The sequence below is a fragment of the Mesorhizobium muleiense genome (assembly GCF_900099905.1).
Classification (GTDB): domain Bacteria; phylum Pseudomonadota; class Alphaproteobacteria; order Rhizobiales; family Rhizobiaceae; genus Mesorhizobium; species Mesorhizobium muleiense.
On the sequence record NZ_FNEE01000037.1, the window covers coordinates 26,726 to 43,123 of the forward strand.

Consider the following 16,398-nt stretch of genomic DNA (forward strand, 5'->3'; position numbering starts at 1 on the left):
GCGGCAGGCACTTGGCGTTGAGGACTGCTTGTCCTGGATAGAATATGAGGCGATATATCCAACGATAACGTCCTTGCAGTCCGTGTCGGGTAAGCGGCAAGGCGGCGCGTTTGACACTTTGCTACTTAAGGAGTTCCGGTGCATAGGATTTGACGCGTGCCATCGTGAGGGCCCGACCATGTCGCACCAAAACCTCATGCTCTTCGGCCTCCAATCTCTTTAAATCTGTTGCCACCAGCGAGGCGAAAGCGGCGTCGCCAGGCCGTTCCTCGCCTACCCGGCTGTCGATTGAAAACCAGATGGGTTTCGGGCCCTTTTTCGCGTCGTACGACAATTGCAGACGAGCAAATTGAAGACCTCTTACCTGCTCCATCATGATGTTGATCGCCTCCTTGAGCACGATTGTCCCGGACTCCGTCGGATGAGGGGACACGGCGAACGGCTTGCCGCCATCACTTACAAAACACACATCGACGGGATTGCGCCGCGCTCGCATCAACGGGTTCACGCCCAGATTATCGTAAATGCCTCCATCGCTCAGCGTCGCGTATTCGCTGAGGGAATTGGGATAGATGTCGGCATTGAGCCGTAGCGGGGGAAACACGGGCGGGAAAGCCGAGGATGCTGCCACGGCCAAGCTGATTGGATAGTTACTCGCATTCGCGGTGCCGCTCTCGTGCTCCCCCATCGTTTCTCCAGCGTCTTCTCCGGGCGCCAATGCCTTGCCTGCAACAAAGAAAAACATGTTGCCGGTGGCCAGGTTGGTGGCGTTGAGATAGATTCGTGGACCATCTCTGAGAGCGGATAGCCGTGCACCCGCGAACAGATCCCGATCGTAGCTTGCGCCAAGCTTCTCCAGGCGTGTTTCGAAGGGGTCCAGGATACCTCCGATGATCGAAGAGACGGCGATCGACTTTGTCAGCAGATAGTCCGAAAGGCCCTTCAGCACATCCTGTTTGCCCCAATTCAGCGCCAAGTAGGCGCCTGCCACGCTCCCGCCGCTCACGCAGCTGATGAGATCAAGCTTGTCGAGTAAGTCGAGTTCCTGGAGAGCCGTAAACGTCCCTACATGGAACGCGGCAGCACGAAACCCGCCCCCCGAGAGCGCAATTCCAAGTTTCTTGGTTTCGCCGTTGATTAGAACGACCATCGTATACCCCCCATTGAGAATTCCCCGCCGACCCGAGCAGCTGGCATCATGAAAGGTCGAACGTCATCTCAACAAAAAGATCGCTGTGTTCGATCTTGACCGGCCGCTTTGCTGACGTCGGGTTGTTTCGGAAAGCTCGTTTTTCGACGGTTGGATTACCGTCGCCCTGAACGATGCGTCCCTTGGTCTTTTCCTGCAACGCCTTGTAAAGCTCCTCGAACGGCATCCTCCACCCGCTTCCAGGTTCCGCTCGACCCTTACCTTGAATGGCCGCGACCGCCTCTACGACCGGTATCGCGGCTACTAGTCGTGGGTCGACCATGCGCTCCAGACCGAGCGCTTTGACCGTGGCATTATGACTCCCATGGTGTCCGACCTTGTAAAAGGTTGTCCGGCGCAACAGGTCCTCTGCGGTGACAGGTTTGCCCGAGGACATAGTCTTCGCGGCGGGAGGATAGGTCTGGTCATTCCAAGACAGCCAATTCCCCACCTGGGCGTCTCCGGGAAACAGCAATACCTGGCCATCGGGGAGTTCAAACGCCAGTGCCAGGCTGGTGTTGTTTGTATCCGAATCCATCTTCAGGGCCAAAGCTTCGATGGAGCCTGTCCAGTCGCTGTCAATCCTACGCCACTTTTCGGCCGGAGCGTCATACAGTTTGCGGACCCCCGACTTGGTCGCCTTCTTGCGACGGGTTTTCTCTTTCAGGGGTCTTTGGTAAACGGCCGAGAAAGGCAGGACTGTGTCGGTTCGATTGGCAAGAAGCGAGAGCTGGGCATTTACTGTGCTTTCCGCCGCCGCGGCGGCGTCCAGACGCGTCAGATATACCTCCTTCGCCTGTCCCTTGGATGGGGTGTCTTTTCGCAGCAAAACTTCATCTCGAGGCGGGCCAAGAACAAAGGCCTTGATATTGAACTCGTCGAGGTCAATGACCTGTCCAGGCTCAAGATAAGATGTTGAATCGGCACCAGCTTTATCCTTCAGCATTTGCATGATTTCGGCCGTCCCGAAGACGCCCGATGCACCTAGCCCGTTTATGGCGACTGGCCCGGCGAAAGCGGCAAGCGCCGCTGCCGTTCGCAAGCCGGGATGCGCATCGCCTTGCGCCAGCGTGGCCGCCGCCGCCAAAGCCTGCTTTCCCTTCGAAAATCGTGCCCTTAGGACCTGAGCCTGCGGATCTTTCAGGTTTTCGGTCCAAGCCATCCAAAGCCGGCCGATGGAAACCGCACCGTCAAGGAATGCGCCTTTTTCGAACGCAAACCCGGACAGATGGTCGTAGTGCTCGTGGGTTATGACCAGCAGGTCGATCCGGTTGCCGACGGTCTTCAGGACGTCTTTCGCGATCGCTGAAATGCGGGCCGGGCCTGCCTCAACTTCGGACAGGCGCTTTTTACCGATCCGGTTCACGACCTTCGGGTCAAGTTTGGCGATCAGATCGGCTCCAGCGGCAACGTTCTGGAGGACCCCACAATCTATAAGTATGGATCGCTCCAACTCCGCGCCGCCGTCGTCCAACGTGGTGCGAATGAGGAAGCAATCGCCCAAGATGCCGCGATACATCCTGATCCTCAAGAGCTTCAATATCCCCACACCTAACCTCCCCGGTGCACCAGAGCGAACGGTTCGTCCAACGCAGTGCCGGTCGATCCCCCTTGCAGTCCATAACCGAACGCAGTCGAGCCGAAGCGGTAACCCGCAAGGAAATCGCGTTGTTGCTCCAGCCGGGCATCGTCACTAATTCGCTTTCGGACTGCGTAACGCAGGTGACCCTCCCGAAGGTCGAAGATGAGTGTGGCACCACCGCGGAACACAAAGTCCGCGCCCGACGGGTTATCGCCGTGCTTGTCTTGAAGCTCCTGTTCGTTCTGATCGTAGAAGCCGCGCCGCTGCTGTACAATTTCAATGATAAGTTGGCGGAGATCCTGGCCGTCGGGTCCTGTTCGCCGGGAGGTTCTTACAGAATGAATTTCCACGGGCGGAGCAAATCCCTTCGGGTCCCCTGGCCGGCTCAGTATCGTCTCGCGGTCGTCATACGAGATCAAACCTCGTCGGAAGACTACTCCGCACACCTCTTGCCATGGCTTATCCTCGGTGGTCCGAAAGCTCTCCGATCCCAGGATCCACCAATGCACGCTCTCCGCGTTCTCCTCAGCGGCCTTGATTGCCGTCGTCCGATCGAATTTTGGCTCCAAATCCAGGTCCAAATCGTCATAATCGGCCGCCAGATGATGGACCGGCGCCTCCCACAACAAACTGTCGACAGCCAAAGAGAGACAGCCCTCCGGGATGATACCGCGCCGCCGAAACCCTTCTATGATGGCGAGCCGATAATTAAGCACGTCATCGGGCACCAGGTCATAGTCCGCCGTTATGATTGCCCGGAGAAAATCGCCAAAGCGGACGTCTACTGGCGGCAGGTAGTCGAGGGCGCGGATGCACATTCGCATCACGTGTTCCGCCGCCTTGCTCGCCTCCCGGGTTAATCGTTTGACCAGGTCTGGATGGAGGTTCTGGTCGGGACCAATGCCGGGTCTGATGCCGGCGATTCTGAGCAGATCAGCGGTGCGGTTCTCATAGATCGACAGAAAAGCATCGAAAACGGCCGCCACCAGGACCGCGCCGCGTTCGTGAGGCTCCGTCATGTCGTCGCGCAAGATCACGGGCGCAGCGCCACTGTGATCGTCAATCGCCTCGCGAAGGGCTCCGTCCCGGCCGGTAGCCTCGCCGAACTGCCGGGCGAGGCCGCTGAGGAGGGAGCGGTTGTCGAGGCTACCGCCGTCTTTCGCAATCTGGGCGCTGACTGCTTCCTCAAGCGAAAAATGTGAGAACAGAGCGACGATATCGGCAAAGGCTTCGTGGAACGCCAAGCTGTCTACGCTGGTCGGTTCAGCAAACCGCCGGTGAAGTCCATCCAGGATAGCATGCGTGACCTCGTGAACGATGATGTCATGCGAAAGCGCGGTAAACACCCATTTGGCGCCGGCGCTGTGCGCGGACGTCTGAAAATAGCCGAACAGGAGGGCCTTCTTTTCCCGGCTGTAATAAGCATTGGGCTCGCGAAGGGCATGGGGATAGATACGCAATTTATAGACCGGCTCGTATTTTCGCCCGTTGGGAACGCGACGCGGAGCCCAGAAGACTCTCCTGCCAAGCGCCCGTTCGAAAGTTCGAATAGTCTTCATTGCAACGGCGAACACCATCTGCTGGTGAAAGCGGGGATCGCCTTCCGAGGGGGCCAAGCCGTCCTGAGCCAGGAGGTAGGGGTGATTGAGGTCCACCGGCTCATAAAATTGGCCGCTGACCGGATCGATATCAATAACTTCAAGGTAGTCATTGATGGGGCCGGGCTGAATTTCTTCCTCCCAGCTCTGCTCCCAAGGTATTTTAATTGTTGCAACATTAACGCCTGCAGTCGCAGCCGACGTAGAAGCCTGCGGGTCGAAGGCATAGACCCGCAACCGGCGAACAGGCGGAGCCGTATATTGCCCCGACATGGCATTTCCCCCATCCCTAGTATTTCAAACACTACCGATTGAAATACTTACCGAGATTACACCCTCACTCTATTAGAAACATGCTCGAAACATCGGGTCAATGGCCGGCGCGCTTACAGGCATAAAAAACGGAAAATGTTCTTGCCGTATCGGAATAACCGGAGCACTCGATCACCAGACCCTGCCGGTTTACTTTCTGAAGAACGGTCGCTTTCGGGTCGTCATCACCGGGCTAGCGCGTCGCCGCCCGTCCGCACACTTCTTCTAAACCGTTCGCACTCCTGGGCTGACCTGTAGCATCCCATCTGAACGCTTGTTCAGGACGTTCAAGCCGCTTTATCAATCCCCGAAACCGCAGGCATCGTCTTCCCTAGCTGCTCCGTCGGCGGGTGACGCAGCAAGGCCGTTGATTGCTGGACCAAGGCAAGCCTGGCCACCGGGAGACGACGTAGGGGGGTCATGGCTGAGTTATCGAGTCCGTCGACATCTCAACTGTCAGAAGATGAGCGCGCCAGGATCTCAGACAATCAGCGGCGCGCCAGGCGTGAAAGGGGAAAATGGGGCGATGGCTCAGATCTTATAGTCGGTTTGATCGCCAGTATCCTGATTTTTGGATGCCTCTTTATGTTCGCCAAGAACTACGATGCGAGTAGGCCTGAACTGTTTTACCCATGTCTCCTCAGCGGCACCCTCGGGGCATCCCTTGGATGGGCAGCCGGAATATTCATATCACCTTACGGGGATGGTGAACGCGAAGCGTTTGCCAGCTTAGGAAAGCTCGTTTACGGATTTCTGAGCGGATACGCGTTCAGCAAAATCGATCCTCTGGTCATCGCCCTCCTGAAGCCGGAAGCGGCCGCGACTTCCAGCCCTGCCCTCATCTATGCGACAGTTGCGCTGGTGGCGTTTCTCACAAGCCTTGCACTCACCTACATAAGCCGCTCGTATTGGCGTTAAATGGCGATCCCTCCCGGCGTCACATTTTCCGAGGTGGGCGACATAGCGTTCGTTCATCAACATGATTGGTTGAGCCGGCTGATTGTTATCGGGCAGAAAGCGCTTGGAAGGCACGGGGCCCGATTCTCCCATGTTATGGTCTGTGTCGGTTCCGGGATTTGGGCCGATGCAACGCCAGAAAGCGGCGTGATGATTGCCGCCGAGTCAGCTATTTTCGACAGCTTAGCTCCCGGAGAGTTCCGCATCCTACGTCGACCCTCCATACTTCCGAGAGCGAGGCCAAAGCCGTCATTCAAGAACGCGTTGGACGCCCTCCAGCACGAAATCAGCAAGCAAAGTGCTTGGTTTTATGACTTCTTCTATTTTTGCTATCAGCGATATGACTACCTGCTGGGTTTTTCGCAATACGCGGCAAGTCGAACGTCATTTTGCTCAGATTTGGTCGAGAAGATCTATGCTCGCCGTGCCCCCGGATTGTTACAGGCCGGACGGCGCAACCGCATCTTCCCACAGGACTTATTTGCGATGGCTACAGACGCGAAATTTGATGACATAACTCAAGCGTTTTCCGAAGGCCGCCGGACATTCCCCTCTACCACGGACAAAGAGCGGGTTAAGCACATGCTGAACGTCATGGAATTTCGCCTGGGTGCGGCTTTGGACAACATCGCGGCGCTCGAACAGGGTGAAAGAATAAGGGTCGTTACCAGCAAAATGCCTGGAGGGGATCGTTTACCCCAGACCCCAATCGGTGAATCATTTGGCCCCGCCGAGCAACTCACCTGGAGTACAAAAGCGGCTGCAGTTGCGGCCCGAAAAAGGGTGCAAAAGCTAAAATTAAGGTGGTGAAGCTAAATCCATGGAGCACAAATGGCCCCATGCAGATTAGCCTACCTTGGCATCACGACACGGGCGACGGCATCGCCGACACGGATTCATTGACGCCGTGACGGAAGAAGACAAACCCAGTGTAACGGTCACCCTCAACGGCGACGGCGTGATCGCGCCGGCGCTTCAGGCCATCCGCTTGGCGACTGAAATGGTGGCCGTATGCACGTCAGCGATCGAGGCTACAGATCTCAACGATCTACCTCGGGACGGGTTTTCCGGGCTGAGCTTCGTGCCTCACGCCGATCAAGCCAAGGCCAAGCTAGCTTATCGCGCGTGGATATTGGGGAAGGCGTTTCAGGAACTGGCCAGGGGGCTGAGGGCTACGCTCGAGCAAGCCTACATCTACACGCTTGGTTTGAGGGAAGGACGCAAGGTCGAGACCTGGGGCGAGTTCGAGGACATTTATCTCGCGGCGGAAAAGAAGGCGTCGAGTCTCAATTTTCCAGATTTGCTGCTGGCCGTGCAGGCGCAATTGGCGACGAAGCTCGATTTCTTTGAGGAGTACCGCTCGCTTCAGAGGGCTCGGAACTGTCTGGAACATCGCAATGGCGTTGTAGGTCATATTGACTGCGACGAAGGCGCGGGGGCCCTTAGCCTGAAGTTGCCCCGTTTGAAATGTTCTACCGTCAGCGACGGGGAAGAGATCGAGGTTCACAAGAACCAGTACTTTGAAAAGGGCGCGACGATCAAAATCAAAAGAGACTTGCGTATTCGTGTCTTCGCCTTGGGGGAAACGGTCTCTTTCACCGCGGAGGAATTCAGCGAGATCGCCATGGCGCTTCGCTTGTTCGTCGCCGACATTGCGCCGAAGCTGCCGATTTAGACCACCGGAATGGCGGTGGGTTGTCGGAGTGCATGCCTGCGAGATGGGCCATTCGAACTGGCACTGTGTTCTCCGGATTCCTATATCTAACCGGCGCTATCCCATGGGGACCATGACTGATGAGTGACGATTCTCCCGACTCTCCCAAGCCCATCAAGCTTGAGGACCTTAAGGTAAGCACCGGCAGTGGTGCCAAGCCATTGAGCGAGATTGCAAAAACACTTGCAGGTATTGGGTCACACGTAAATCCTGCTAAAAACTTGGCCATCCGCCTGCAGGAACAGCAAGACAAGTTCAGTGATTTGCTCCGGCCCTCGAAGGAGGCGGAGGCGCTTCGGAAGCGCTTTGAATCGCTCACACAGCCGTCGCCTGCAATGAGGTCCATACTGGATCAGGTGGAAGGCCAAAGGCGACTGCTCGATTCAATCTCGAAGCCGGATGCCGGGGGGCTATTGACCGAGCGAGCTATTTCGGCCCCTAGAATGCCGGATTTCCAGATGCCCAGAAACCCCATTCTGGACACGAATGCGCAGCTGGCAGAAATCGAACGGAAGTTTGAAAGCATGCTGGATGTCATGACAAACGCCGCGCGGATCGGCAACGATATTCAAGCCCAGGCAACGACCTTTATAGGAAAGTTCGAAGAGGCCTCCAGCCAGACCGACAGTTCAGCCAAAAAAGCAATTCTTGTCGGCGTATTTGCGCTCGTGATCGCCACGCTGAGTCCCTTCGCCCCGATGGTCGTTGATTACTTTTCGCCAAATCGCACCGTTCCGGCGATCGAGGCTCTCACGCGGGAGGTGGTTTCTGCCGATCGGGCGGCTAGCGCTGACAACCAGAAACTAATTGAGGCGCTCAAGGAGCGCGACGATCAGGCGACCGGAAGAATTGTCGAGGAAGTTCGCCGCAGGCAGGACGAAACGAATGCCATTCTGCGGGAGCTCATTGAGACCCTGAAAGATCGCAATGTGCCTGCCAACCCCTGAGAACCGGGCTCTGGCGCAAGAGTAGCTCTATGCGAACAGCTCACGGTCTCGGATCTTGAACGGGTCTGTATAGTCCTCAGCCCACCATGGGTCTTCACCGGCCGTAGGCGCCTTTTGCAAGGACGATGTCTTTTTGGCCTCTGCAGCGTCTTCCTGGGTGACGCGGAAATGGTAGTCGTCGAAGATGCGTATCCCTTCGACCATATACGATGTCGCAATTTTTTGGTCGCGGATGAGGAGCAGGTTCTCTCCGTTCTGAAGGTCAGCGGGCTTGCTGAAGTTGTAAGAACCGGTCCACACGCGGGCGTCAGGTGTGTTGAAATCGATTACCAGAAACTTGTGGTGCAGATTTGGCCCGATGCCGGTGTAAGGTTCGACCTTAAACGGCGTCGGCACGTGTTTGTTGAGGCGAGCGAAATAGACGGGTGCAGTGTTGCCATTGGGCTTATGAACGGTGACACCGGTGTTGTTGTCGGAAATGCCGTAGGTGAAACCGGGCTGTTGGTAGCCGCTTCCACGGCGTCGGTTACAGCACCGCCTGTGATGCTCAGGAAAGCCAGGGAATAGAGGAGGCAGGCCTGGGCCTTTTCGACATCCTGGCCGATTTCCGCAAGGCGGGCACGGGCTGTGTCATGGGGAGAAAAGGTGATGCTGGCATCAATGCCCGCCAAGCCGAGCGGATGCCAGTCGGGTGAGGGACCGTTGGCGAACCCATCCTTTTTCCAATAGGCCTCGAACGCAGCCTTGAGGGGGGCGACGGCTTGAGCGCCCGTTAACAGCAAGGCGTTGTTCGATTGAACATAGAGCCCGCGCCAGCTGAAGTTTGTCGAACCGCAGACGGCGCGCGGGACGGCCGCATCCACGATAATCATCTTATTATGTTGGAGACCTCCCATCCGTTCCCGCTTGACGTTGTCCTCGCCAGCGGAAGCCTTGAGCAGTGTCTCGGACTGGGTCTCACCACTTGTCTTGAGCCCATGCTTATCGCTGTCGTCGATGATCATCCTGAGGCGCGGACCGAGCGCGAACAGGCGGTCCATGATTTCGCTTTCGCTCATGTCGTAGGCGACCATGCTGACCGTTGCGGCAGGATCGGCTACTGCTGCATCCAAAAGCGCAAAGATCTCTTTTCGGGCCTCCAGTCCCATCCATTCGTAGGCATCGTCCGCGTCCGGATGCGTCGGCTTGAACGTGGTGCCCTGAGCGACGCGGGCGGGCAGCAATGTTTTGAGCGGCCCGCGAGCCTGATATTTGTCCACGAAAGCCTGGGAAGCCACATACCCCCTGGTGGCGCTGCCGTCCGACGTTTCCATGCTAGGGCACACATGCGACGGTGAAGCTTGCGCCTCAAACGTGGCCTGTGCGCAGCTGGAGCTTCACCGACCTGGCCCTCGACCGAGCAACGTGAAGCGCGACTTGCGTTCTCGGGTCCCGCTACCATATGTAAAAAGACATACCTGCCATGCATCGCCGCCTGCGGCGTTTTGGTCCGATTGGCCTGTTGACAACTTGCCAAATAATCGTACCCTCAGTGCAACGCGCTGCACGAACGTATTTACTTCATTTTAACGCTGTGCCATAAAAAAGGCAGACGGTGATTCCACCGCCTGCCTTCTGTTTGTGCGTACCTGCGGACGTGGCGCCGTAAGACTGCCCAGACCACAGGTCCGTACCGTTGCAAGTCGGTTCTAGTGCCCCAAGGCTCCATTGACAAGCCACAGGCTAGTTGCCGGCGGCGCGCGCACACGGAAATGATCCGTTGCGTGCCCGTTCCGGCCAACCATAGGAACCGACACAGATGCCTGCAAAACTGACCTTTTCCCCGTGGGCAACGGGGACATGGCGCTGATCAACCTCGACAACAAGCGAAATCGGGCTTGTAGTAGATGATTGCGGCCGCGGCGGCGATGGTCAGCAGATTGAGCACGATGCCATAGGGCTTCAGCGCCAGGAGATTGCGGTAATAGCCGTAGGCGATGTTCTCGTTGAAAAGAATCCGAAATTTCTCGGTGTCGCGGGTGTTCTCGCGCAGCCAGTTGTAGCACTGCACATAGAACGCAGCCGCTTCGTCGGGGTCCTCGACTTCCATGTCGCGCGTCGGCGCCGGCTGCTCGAGCTGCTTGGCGAGGAATTTGCGGTAGCGGTCCTTGGTCCGCTCGTCGAGTGTCTTATCCAGGTGGTTCAGTTCGCGATTTTCCGGTCTCCCGCCGGTCGTCGCGAACAGCTGTCTCTCCTTCCTCTTGCCCAGGCGGCGGGCCACATTCGAGGCAGCGAAGAACAGGACCATGACGGCGAGACCGATGATGGCCTCGGGGAGGCTCGGCTGAACCCAGTTGAAGGCCAGCACAATCAGGACAATGACCGGGGCAATCGCCAGAGCTGCCGGCGCGAGGCGCGCCTTGATGGAGTAGGCGTCGAGGTAATCGTTCATGGCGCGTCCTGATGCATGATGGCATGGTACGTGGCTGGAGTGGCAATGAGAAAGGATGGCCGGCGGCGCTCGCTCCACGGCGACCTGCTTGGCCGTCTTGCGGTCGGTGGGCGAGGGACCTTGTTCGGCGAGGTGGCTGTGCCAGGTACCCACATCAAGCAGCGAGCGGCCGCTTTCCTCGAAACGGGCATCGATCCGATTCTTCATGCCCTTCGTTCCAAGCACGAACAGCGTCGGCGTCCTCACGCTGTCTTCTGGCGCCTCGATCAGGTCGACCACCGTGACAGTCTTCATGAGAGAACTGCAGGAGCCGATCAGAAGGCCTCCCGTCTCGACATTGGGAAACCGCGCGGTCTCTTCGCGGATCATGCCGGCGACGTGCGACGACAGACGCAAAGTCCATTCGCTGCCCTCGACCGGGATTTCCAGGAATTTTGACACGGAGAGGCGGCGCCAACTTGTCGATGGGCTATCGGGCTCTGCCACCCCCACGACCAGTTCTCCGCCATCGGCATTGGCGCCGGCGAGGCGCATGAGTTCCTCGGTGGCCATGGCGGTCATCGCCGAAAGGCGCGCGTCGGTCATCGGCATAGTCATGGAGCCGCAGCCTTCCCCGATCTGAATTTGCGTCAGCCCGAACTCGGGATCGAACAACAATGTCCGTTCATAAGGCGTCACGGTCGCGGACAGCACCGCCTGCAGGTCGGCGAGGCTCGGATTGCGGTTGCTTCCCTTATGAAATACGAAACCGCCACGGCCGCGCCCGAAAAGGGCGATCTCCGCCATGCGTGCCGGCAGCTCGGCAGGGCTCACCATTGACAGGGCATCGCGCACCAGGCTCGATGCGGTCGTGTTGAGCAGCGTGCCGGTCCCGGGCGGCGAAATCAGCAGGCGATTGTCCGCACGCTTCAGGCCCCTAACCACGTCAATCAGATGGGCTTCCGGTTTCTGCCCGAGCAGGGCCAGCTCGTCAGACAGTTCAAACGCCTTCGGCCACGGCAGGGGTGGCCGCACGAGGGCGTGCCGGGCCATGTTGTGGGGCCGCAGCTCGTTGCTGTCGGAGACGGCCAAGATCTGGGCGCCGGCACGGGCCAGATGCAGAGCGGTTTTCGATCCGACGCTGCCGCAGCCAACCAGGCTGAATGGCGGATAAGAGGGAGCTGCCGACACGGCGCGGAGAAGCGCGGGCGTCGTGCGACCCAGTTGCTCCATGGCAACGGCGGCTCTCGCGTTGGGCCCTTCGAACAGCGAGGCCCGCTTCTGCGGAGCCGTGATTTCAATCAAGAAGCAACTCGATCGTCGACGCCCGCCCGATCAGCCGAAAAGGTCGCCGCACGCCAAACAAAACGGCGATCGGGAAGGTCGCGTCATCGGTTTTGCCCGCCCAGCGCCGCTGGAGCCTGTCGAGGAATTTCGCAAACTCAACGCCGCAGCCGAAGGCCTCAGCGCGTTGTGCCAAGTCGTCAAGGTTCGCTACCGTCTCAGGCAGCACCGCACTTGTGATGGCGCCATTTGGCGGCCAGATCAGCACCGTCGCGGTGATGCCGCTGTAGCGTCCTTCGCTTTCGGCCTCAAAGGGGAAAGCAGACATGTTGCCGACGGCAGCGGCAAATTCATTGTGCGCCGAGAGGGTGTAGGACCTTTTGCCAGCGAGATCCTTGCCCTTCATGAATTTGGTAGCAAGCCATACCGAGCCGGACTTGTCGGTGATCTGGCTTCGGGCGAAGTCCGCATCGATAATAAGCCGGTCCGGCAGGCCTTGGCGCATCACGGGTTCCCAGCCATGATCCGGATCCATCAAGGTGCCAATTGCTGCGCGACCGAGCCAAACGCCCATCTGGTTGACGATGGCCCCGATGCCGAGTTCGATCAGGCCGTGCTGATTGAAATATTCGTCCTGGTTGCCATCCACAAGACAGGGGGTTGGACACACGTTTTCCGAGCCGGGCGTCAGATGGTGCAGGTTGCGCGGAAAGCCCTTGCGCAGGGTGAAGGTGGGGCACCGCCACGGGTAGTCAGCGCCAAGCAGGACCTCAACGCGTTCGACCGGCAGGACGCCGTTAGGGGCGGTGCCCTTGGCGTGCCAGTGCGTTGGCATCTCCACGGCCAGATCAAGGAACAGGGTCGCCACGTCGTCACCGACGGCGATCAGGCCACAGCGCTGGCATTGCGGAATCTCTGTTGCGACACGCAGAAAGTGTTCCGCGTGCCGCTTCATGTCTGCCGAGGCCATGGCTCAGCCGTGGGATCTGGGCGTCGTCGTCACTCCGGTCACGCCGGCGATCGAGGCGGCCTTTTTCGGGGTCAGCGCCAGCTGCTTGGATGTGCCGACGCCGGTGATGTTGAACTCGACCGGCCCGTCGTGCTCATCGGCATACTCGGTCGTGCAGATGAAGCGTTCGGCCGAGGTGATCGAGACATATTCCCGCTTGGCCCGCTCATGAGGCGGGTTGTCGTCGTCCTTTTTGATGGGCTTGCAGGAGGCGACGATGATGGCGCCGTCACGGGTCTGGGAGAGTGCGTTCCTGGCGTCCTCGGACACCTTGACCTTCTCGCCCATCTCGGACCAGCGGTCGTGGCTCAGGGTGCGCCAGGAGCAGTGGTGCGGCGTCTCCATGACATCGTAGCTGAGCCAGTCCTTGTTACTGTCCTTGTGGCGCTGCCACAGCCGGTCCCAGATGGAGACGTCCGCGTCGCCACCGGTCAGGAAGCGGCAGCGGTCGGCCACGCCGTCGCCGGCGATGGAGAACCGCACGATCGCCGAGGAGTTGTTCTTCTCGAGGACTTCGATCAGCTCCTTGTCGTCTTCGTCGACGTACATCGGCGCCAGCAGGCGGCCTTCGAACTGGCCCGTGTTCACGCGGTCAGCTGCGGTCAGCAGGCCGTCCTGCTTGACCGGGATGTCCGTGAGATCATCGGTCTTGCCGTCTTTATCCTCACCGAGGATCAGGATGCGGTCGCCTGAACCGGTGCCGGTCAGGCCCTTCTCTTTGAACAGCGCGACCCGGCGCCGCGCTTCGGTGGCCCACGCCTTGGCCTCGTCGCAGAGCTTGTGCTGCTTGCTGGCGCGCCGGAACACGATCGGCGACGACCACATTTCGCGGATCAGGATGAGGTTCTCGTCACCCTCCGGGAAATCCTCGGGCGGGCCGAGGTGGAAATGCGTCGTGAGCCCGGTCACGTGGTCGGAATCCGGGTGCGAGAGCAGGAAGGCGTCGACGTAGAGCCGGCCCTTGTCGTCGCGGGAGAGGCGCCTCTTGAGATCCTGGGCAACGTCGTAGGTGTCGTCCTCGGGATCGTCGGCGGCGGCGCGGATGTTGATGTCGACGAGGATCGTTTGCCGAGCTAACCCATGGAAAGCTTGCGGCCCTCGGCATCCTCGCCGCCGTGCATGCGGGCTACCTGATCTTCGGCGTCACCAAGCGAGCCACGCTTGACGCCTCGAAGGCATATGCCCGCCAACTCACCCTCAGCTGCGAGACGCTGATGGTGCAGATGAAATCGGCCTGAGCTGCAACGTTCCCTGTGGCGCGCACGAGTGTCGCCAAGCTGTACAGGTTCAGGTTTTTGAGCCAAGCTGGTGCGGAAATTGAAAGCCTGCCCGTGACCGACCGCGAAATCCACCTTTACCTCGATGACAGCGGCAGCCGTGAGCCAGACCGAGAGCCCAGAGAGAAGCGCCGGGACGAAATGGATTATTTCGCCCTCGGCGGCATCCTCATCAACGAGGAAGACGTCGATGAGCTCTATGCCCGCCACAAGGCCTTCTGCCAGAAGCACGGCATCACCTACCCGCTCCACTCCTGGGCGATCCGGGGCGGCCGTGGCGACTTCGGCTGGCTGAAGAAGCCGGAGTCCGCTTTTGAATTCCTGGGAGACTTGCAGGGGATGCTGCTTGGGCTGCCCGTGATCGGCATCGCCGCGGTCATCGACCGACCGGGCTATGTTGCCCGCTACCGCGACCGGTACCGGGACCAGCTCTGGTTCATGTGCAAGACCGCCTACTGCATCCTGATCGAGCGCGCCGCCAAATATGCCCGCAGCCAGGACCGCAAGCTGCGCGTGTTCTTCGAGCGCGCCGGCAAAGCCGAGGACCGCGACCTGGTGGCCTACACGCGGATCCTGAAGACGCAGGGGATGCCGTTCGACGGCGCCAACTCCGCCAGCTACGGGTCGTTAACTGCCGAGGAGTTCAGGGACATCGTGCGCGGGGAGCCCCGCGGCAGAACCAAAGCCACGCCGATGTTGCAGATCGCCGATCTCTACCTCTATCCGATGGCCAAGGGCGGCTATGACCCGTCCTACCGGCCCTACAGGGCCCTGATGGACCACAAGCGTCTCATCGACGCGCACCTGCAGCCCGAGGACCTGGCATCCTGCGGCATCAAATACAGCTGCTTTGAACGGATAAAAAACAAAGACCCGGACTAGCCGGGCCTTCGTTTTGAAAAGTTCGGCTGGCGCCTGGCGCCAACCCCGGAGCGATGCTCACGCCCAAAGTATGGGTATTGACGCTCTCTTTGTCAACACCCCGGGTGAACCTCTGGTCGGGGGGTCCCTATCTTATCACTTGCATATAGCACGGTTCGTCTGATCGGCACTTCATATTATCAAGTCCTCTTCTTTGGGTGCAGCGCGGTTCCCCGGCCCCTGAATCCAGGGACATAAGCCGGGCGAACCTTGAAACACCCTCCCCCTGAATGCAGAACCGTCCCCAATGCCCTTGCGTCATCACGGGAAACCACCATATCTAGGCGCAGTTCATCACAGGGAGCCTCAGATGGCCCAGCCAGAAACCGCCAAGGCAGACGTCGGCAAGCTACGCACCAACGAGAAGAAGTGGACCAAGGCACTCATGGCCACGGGCTGGAGCGCTTTCCCCAACATCATCATCGAGAAGCAGCAGGCTCTCGGCCTCGATGCGCTCGACATGAACATCATCATCCACCTGGTCCAGTACTGGTGGCTGCCCGACAACCTTCCCCACCCCTCGGTCGAAACCATCGCCAAGGCGATCGGGGTGACGCCCCGCACCATTCAGAAACGCATTGCCGCCCTCGAGGCCCTTAAACTTCTTGGCCGGGAGGAACGGCGCAACACGCCCAATGGCAGCATGACGAACCGCTATCATTTCGATGGCCTGATCGAGGCCGCCAAGCCGTTTGCGCTGGAAAAGGCCGCCGAGATCAAGAAGGCGGCCGAGGAGAGATCGAACCGGTTGAAGCGTAAGAAGCCGCAGCTGGTCGTGGACAACGATGCATAGGCAGATCGTGGCGTAGCTCAGAGGATAGAGCGCCTCGCTTTCGACCTGGGTGGTGCGTGACACCGCTATCTAGGCATATGCGCTAAGATAGCTTTGGCATGGCCTGAAATTTGCGCTTTCGTGGTGGCTCACGCCATCGATGTCGCAAGGCACGGAGGTTTTGGCGCAGGATTGCCAAGGGGGGTTGAGTAAAGATGGCCGCGATCAGGGAGGCGACGATCTGGCGGCTGGCGCGCCACAGGAGCGGGCGCCCGTCGCTCAAGGGGGAGAGACACCAAACTCCTGCGAGAGGGGTTCGGTCACAAGCGCGATGAGGAAGTGGGCAAGAATCCAAGGCTTTGCGATCCTTGGGTCTTTGGCGGGGGGAGCGCGCAGTCCGATCAGGCTCTTGAGACGTTTGAAGGC

At 59.1% G+C, this 16,398-nt stretch carries 16 protein-coding genes; 8 read left to right on the plus strand and 8 right to left on the minus strand.

What is annotated here, in order from left to right; genetic code table 11:
• Positions 1 to 121: 121 nt before the first annotated feature.
• The 3 genes from BLT09_RS32105 to BLT09_RS32115 are packed head-to-tail and all read right to left on the minus strand — an operon-like array spanning position 122 to position 4,642.
• The gene (locus tag BLT09_RS32105; protein WP_091600488.1) at positions 122 to 1,150 is read right to left on the minus strand and encodes a patatin-like phospholipase family protein; all 1,029 of its coding nucleotides are present in this window, start codon (positions 1,148 to 1,150) and stop codon (positions 122 to 124) included.
• A gap of 46 nt (positions 1,151 to 1,196) precedes the next feature.
• Positions 1,197 to 2,708 (minus strand): ComEC/Rec2 family competence protein, encoded by a 1,512-nt coding sequence (locus BLT09_RS32110; protein WP_126089952.1) that lies wholly within the window; start codon positions 2,706 to 2,708, stop codon positions 1,197 to 1,199.
• A gap of 32 nt (positions 2,709 to 2,740) precedes the next feature.
• Positions 2,741 to 4,642 (minus strand): gluzincin family metallopeptidase, encoded by a 1,902-nt coding sequence (locus BLT09_RS32115; protein ID WP_091600490.1) that lies wholly within the window; start codon positions 4,640 to 4,642, stop codon positions 2,741 to 2,743.
• A gap of 624 nt (positions 4,643 to 5,266) precedes the next feature.
• Between BLT09_RS32115 and BLT09_RS32120 the strand changes: the two genes are divergently transcribed.
• The 4 genes from BLT09_RS32120 (at position 5,267) to BLT09_RS32135 (ending at position 8,299) form a co-directional block, all read left to right on the plus strand.
• Complete coding sequence (locus BLT09_RS32120; RefSeq protein WP_091600491.1) at positions 5,267 to 5,599, plus strand: hypothetical protein; 333 nt, start codon at positions 5,267 to 5,269, stop codon at positions 5,597 to 5,599.
• A complete protein-coding gene (locus tag BLT09_RS32125) occupies positions 5,600 to 6,448 on the plus strand; it encodes a hypothetical protein (RefSeq protein ID WP_091600492.1) in 849 nt (282 codons plus the stop codon).
• Positions 6,449 to 6,545: 97 nt separating this feature from the next.
• Positions 6,546 to 7,313 carry a hypothetical protein gene (locus tag BLT09_RS32130; protein ID WP_091600493.1) on the plus strand — a complete coding sequence of 256 codons (768 nt, stop codon included), beginning with the start codon at positions 6,546 to 6,548 and terminating at the stop codon, positions 7,311 to 7,313.
• 119 nt (positions 7,314 to 7,432) lie between these two features.
• A complete protein-coding gene (locus BLT09_RS32135; protein ID WP_091600494.1) occupies positions 7,433 to 8,299 on the plus strand; it encodes a hypothetical protein in 867 nt (288 codons plus the stop codon).
• Positions 8,300 to 8,326: 27 nt separating this feature from the next.
• Here the strand turns inward: BLT09_RS32135 and BLT09_RS32140 are convergent, their stop codons facing one another.
• From BLT09_RS32140 to BLT09_RS32160, 5 genes are all read right to left on the minus strand, one after another.
• Positions 8,327 to 8,695 (minus strand): phospholipase D-like domain-containing protein, encoded by a 369-nt coding sequence (locus tag BLT09_RS32140; protein ID WP_164748213.1) that lies wholly within the window; start codon positions 8,693 to 8,695, stop codon positions 8,327 to 8,329.
• Positions 8,626 to 9,612 (minus strand): phospholipase D-like domain-containing protein, encoded by a 987-nt coding sequence (locus tag BLT09_RS32145; RefSeq protein WP_091600496.1) that lies wholly within the window; start codon positions 9,610 to 9,612, stop codon positions 8,626 to 8,628. The genes BLT09_RS32140 and BLT09_RS32145 overlap by 70 nt, the downstream gene beginning before the upstream one ends.
• Before the next feature lie 536 nt (positions 9,613 to 10,148).
• Positions 10,149 to 12,014: an anti-phage 6A-MBL system cap2_3 protein gene (locus tag BLT09_RS32150; protein WP_091600497.1), complete on the minus strand. Its 1,866-nt coding sequence runs from the start codon at positions 12,012 to 12,014 to the stop codon at positions 10,149 to 10,151.
• Entirely contained in the window at positions 12,007 to 12,963 is a 957-nt protein-coding gene (locus BLT09_RS32155) for a hypothetical protein (protein ID WP_091600498.1), read from the minus strand. The genes BLT09_RS32150 and BLT09_RS32155 overlap by 8 nt, the downstream gene beginning before the upstream one ends.
• 3 nt (positions 12,964 to 12,966) lie before the next feature.
• Positions 12,967 to 13,911, minus strand: a complete 945-nt coding sequence (locus BLT09_RS32160) for an anti-phage 6A-MBL system MBL-fold protein (RefSeq protein WP_189347894.1) — start codon at positions 13,909 to 13,911, stop codon at positions 12,967 to 12,969.
• Here BLT09_RS32160 and BLT09_RS34735 point away from each other — a divergent pair, their 5' ends adjacent.
• From BLT09_RS34735 to BLT09_RS32170, 4 genes are all read left to right on the plus strand, one after another.
• Positions 13,912 to 14,079 (plus strand): hypothetical protein, encoded by a 168-nt coding sequence (locus BLT09_RS34735; RefSeq protein ID WP_206533512.1) that lies wholly within the window; start codon positions 13,912 to 13,914, stop codon positions 14,077 to 14,079. It abuts the gene before it with no gap.
• Between the two features lie 38 nt (positions 14,080 to 14,117).
• On the plus strand, positions 14,118 to 14,240 hold the full coding sequence (locus BLT09_RS35605) for a hypothetical protein (RefSeq protein WP_268931439.1): 123 nt from the start codon (positions 14,118 to 14,120) through the stop codon (positions 14,238 to 14,240).
• 57 nt (positions 14,241 to 14,297) lie between these two features.
• Positions 14,298 to 15,161 (plus strand): DUF3800 domain-containing protein, encoded by an 864-nt coding sequence (locus BLT09_RS32165; RefSeq protein ID WP_236473432.1) that lies wholly within the window; start codon positions 14,298 to 14,300, stop codon positions 15,159 to 15,161.
• Positions 15,162 to 15,510: 349 nt separating this feature from the next.
• On the plus strand, positions 15,511 to 15,993 hold the full coding sequence (locus tag BLT09_RS32170) for a helix-turn-helix domain-containing protein (RefSeq protein ID WP_091600499.1): 483 nt from the start codon (positions 15,511 to 15,513) through the stop codon (positions 15,991 to 15,993).
• Positions 15,994 to 16,398: the final 405 nt, after the last annotated feature.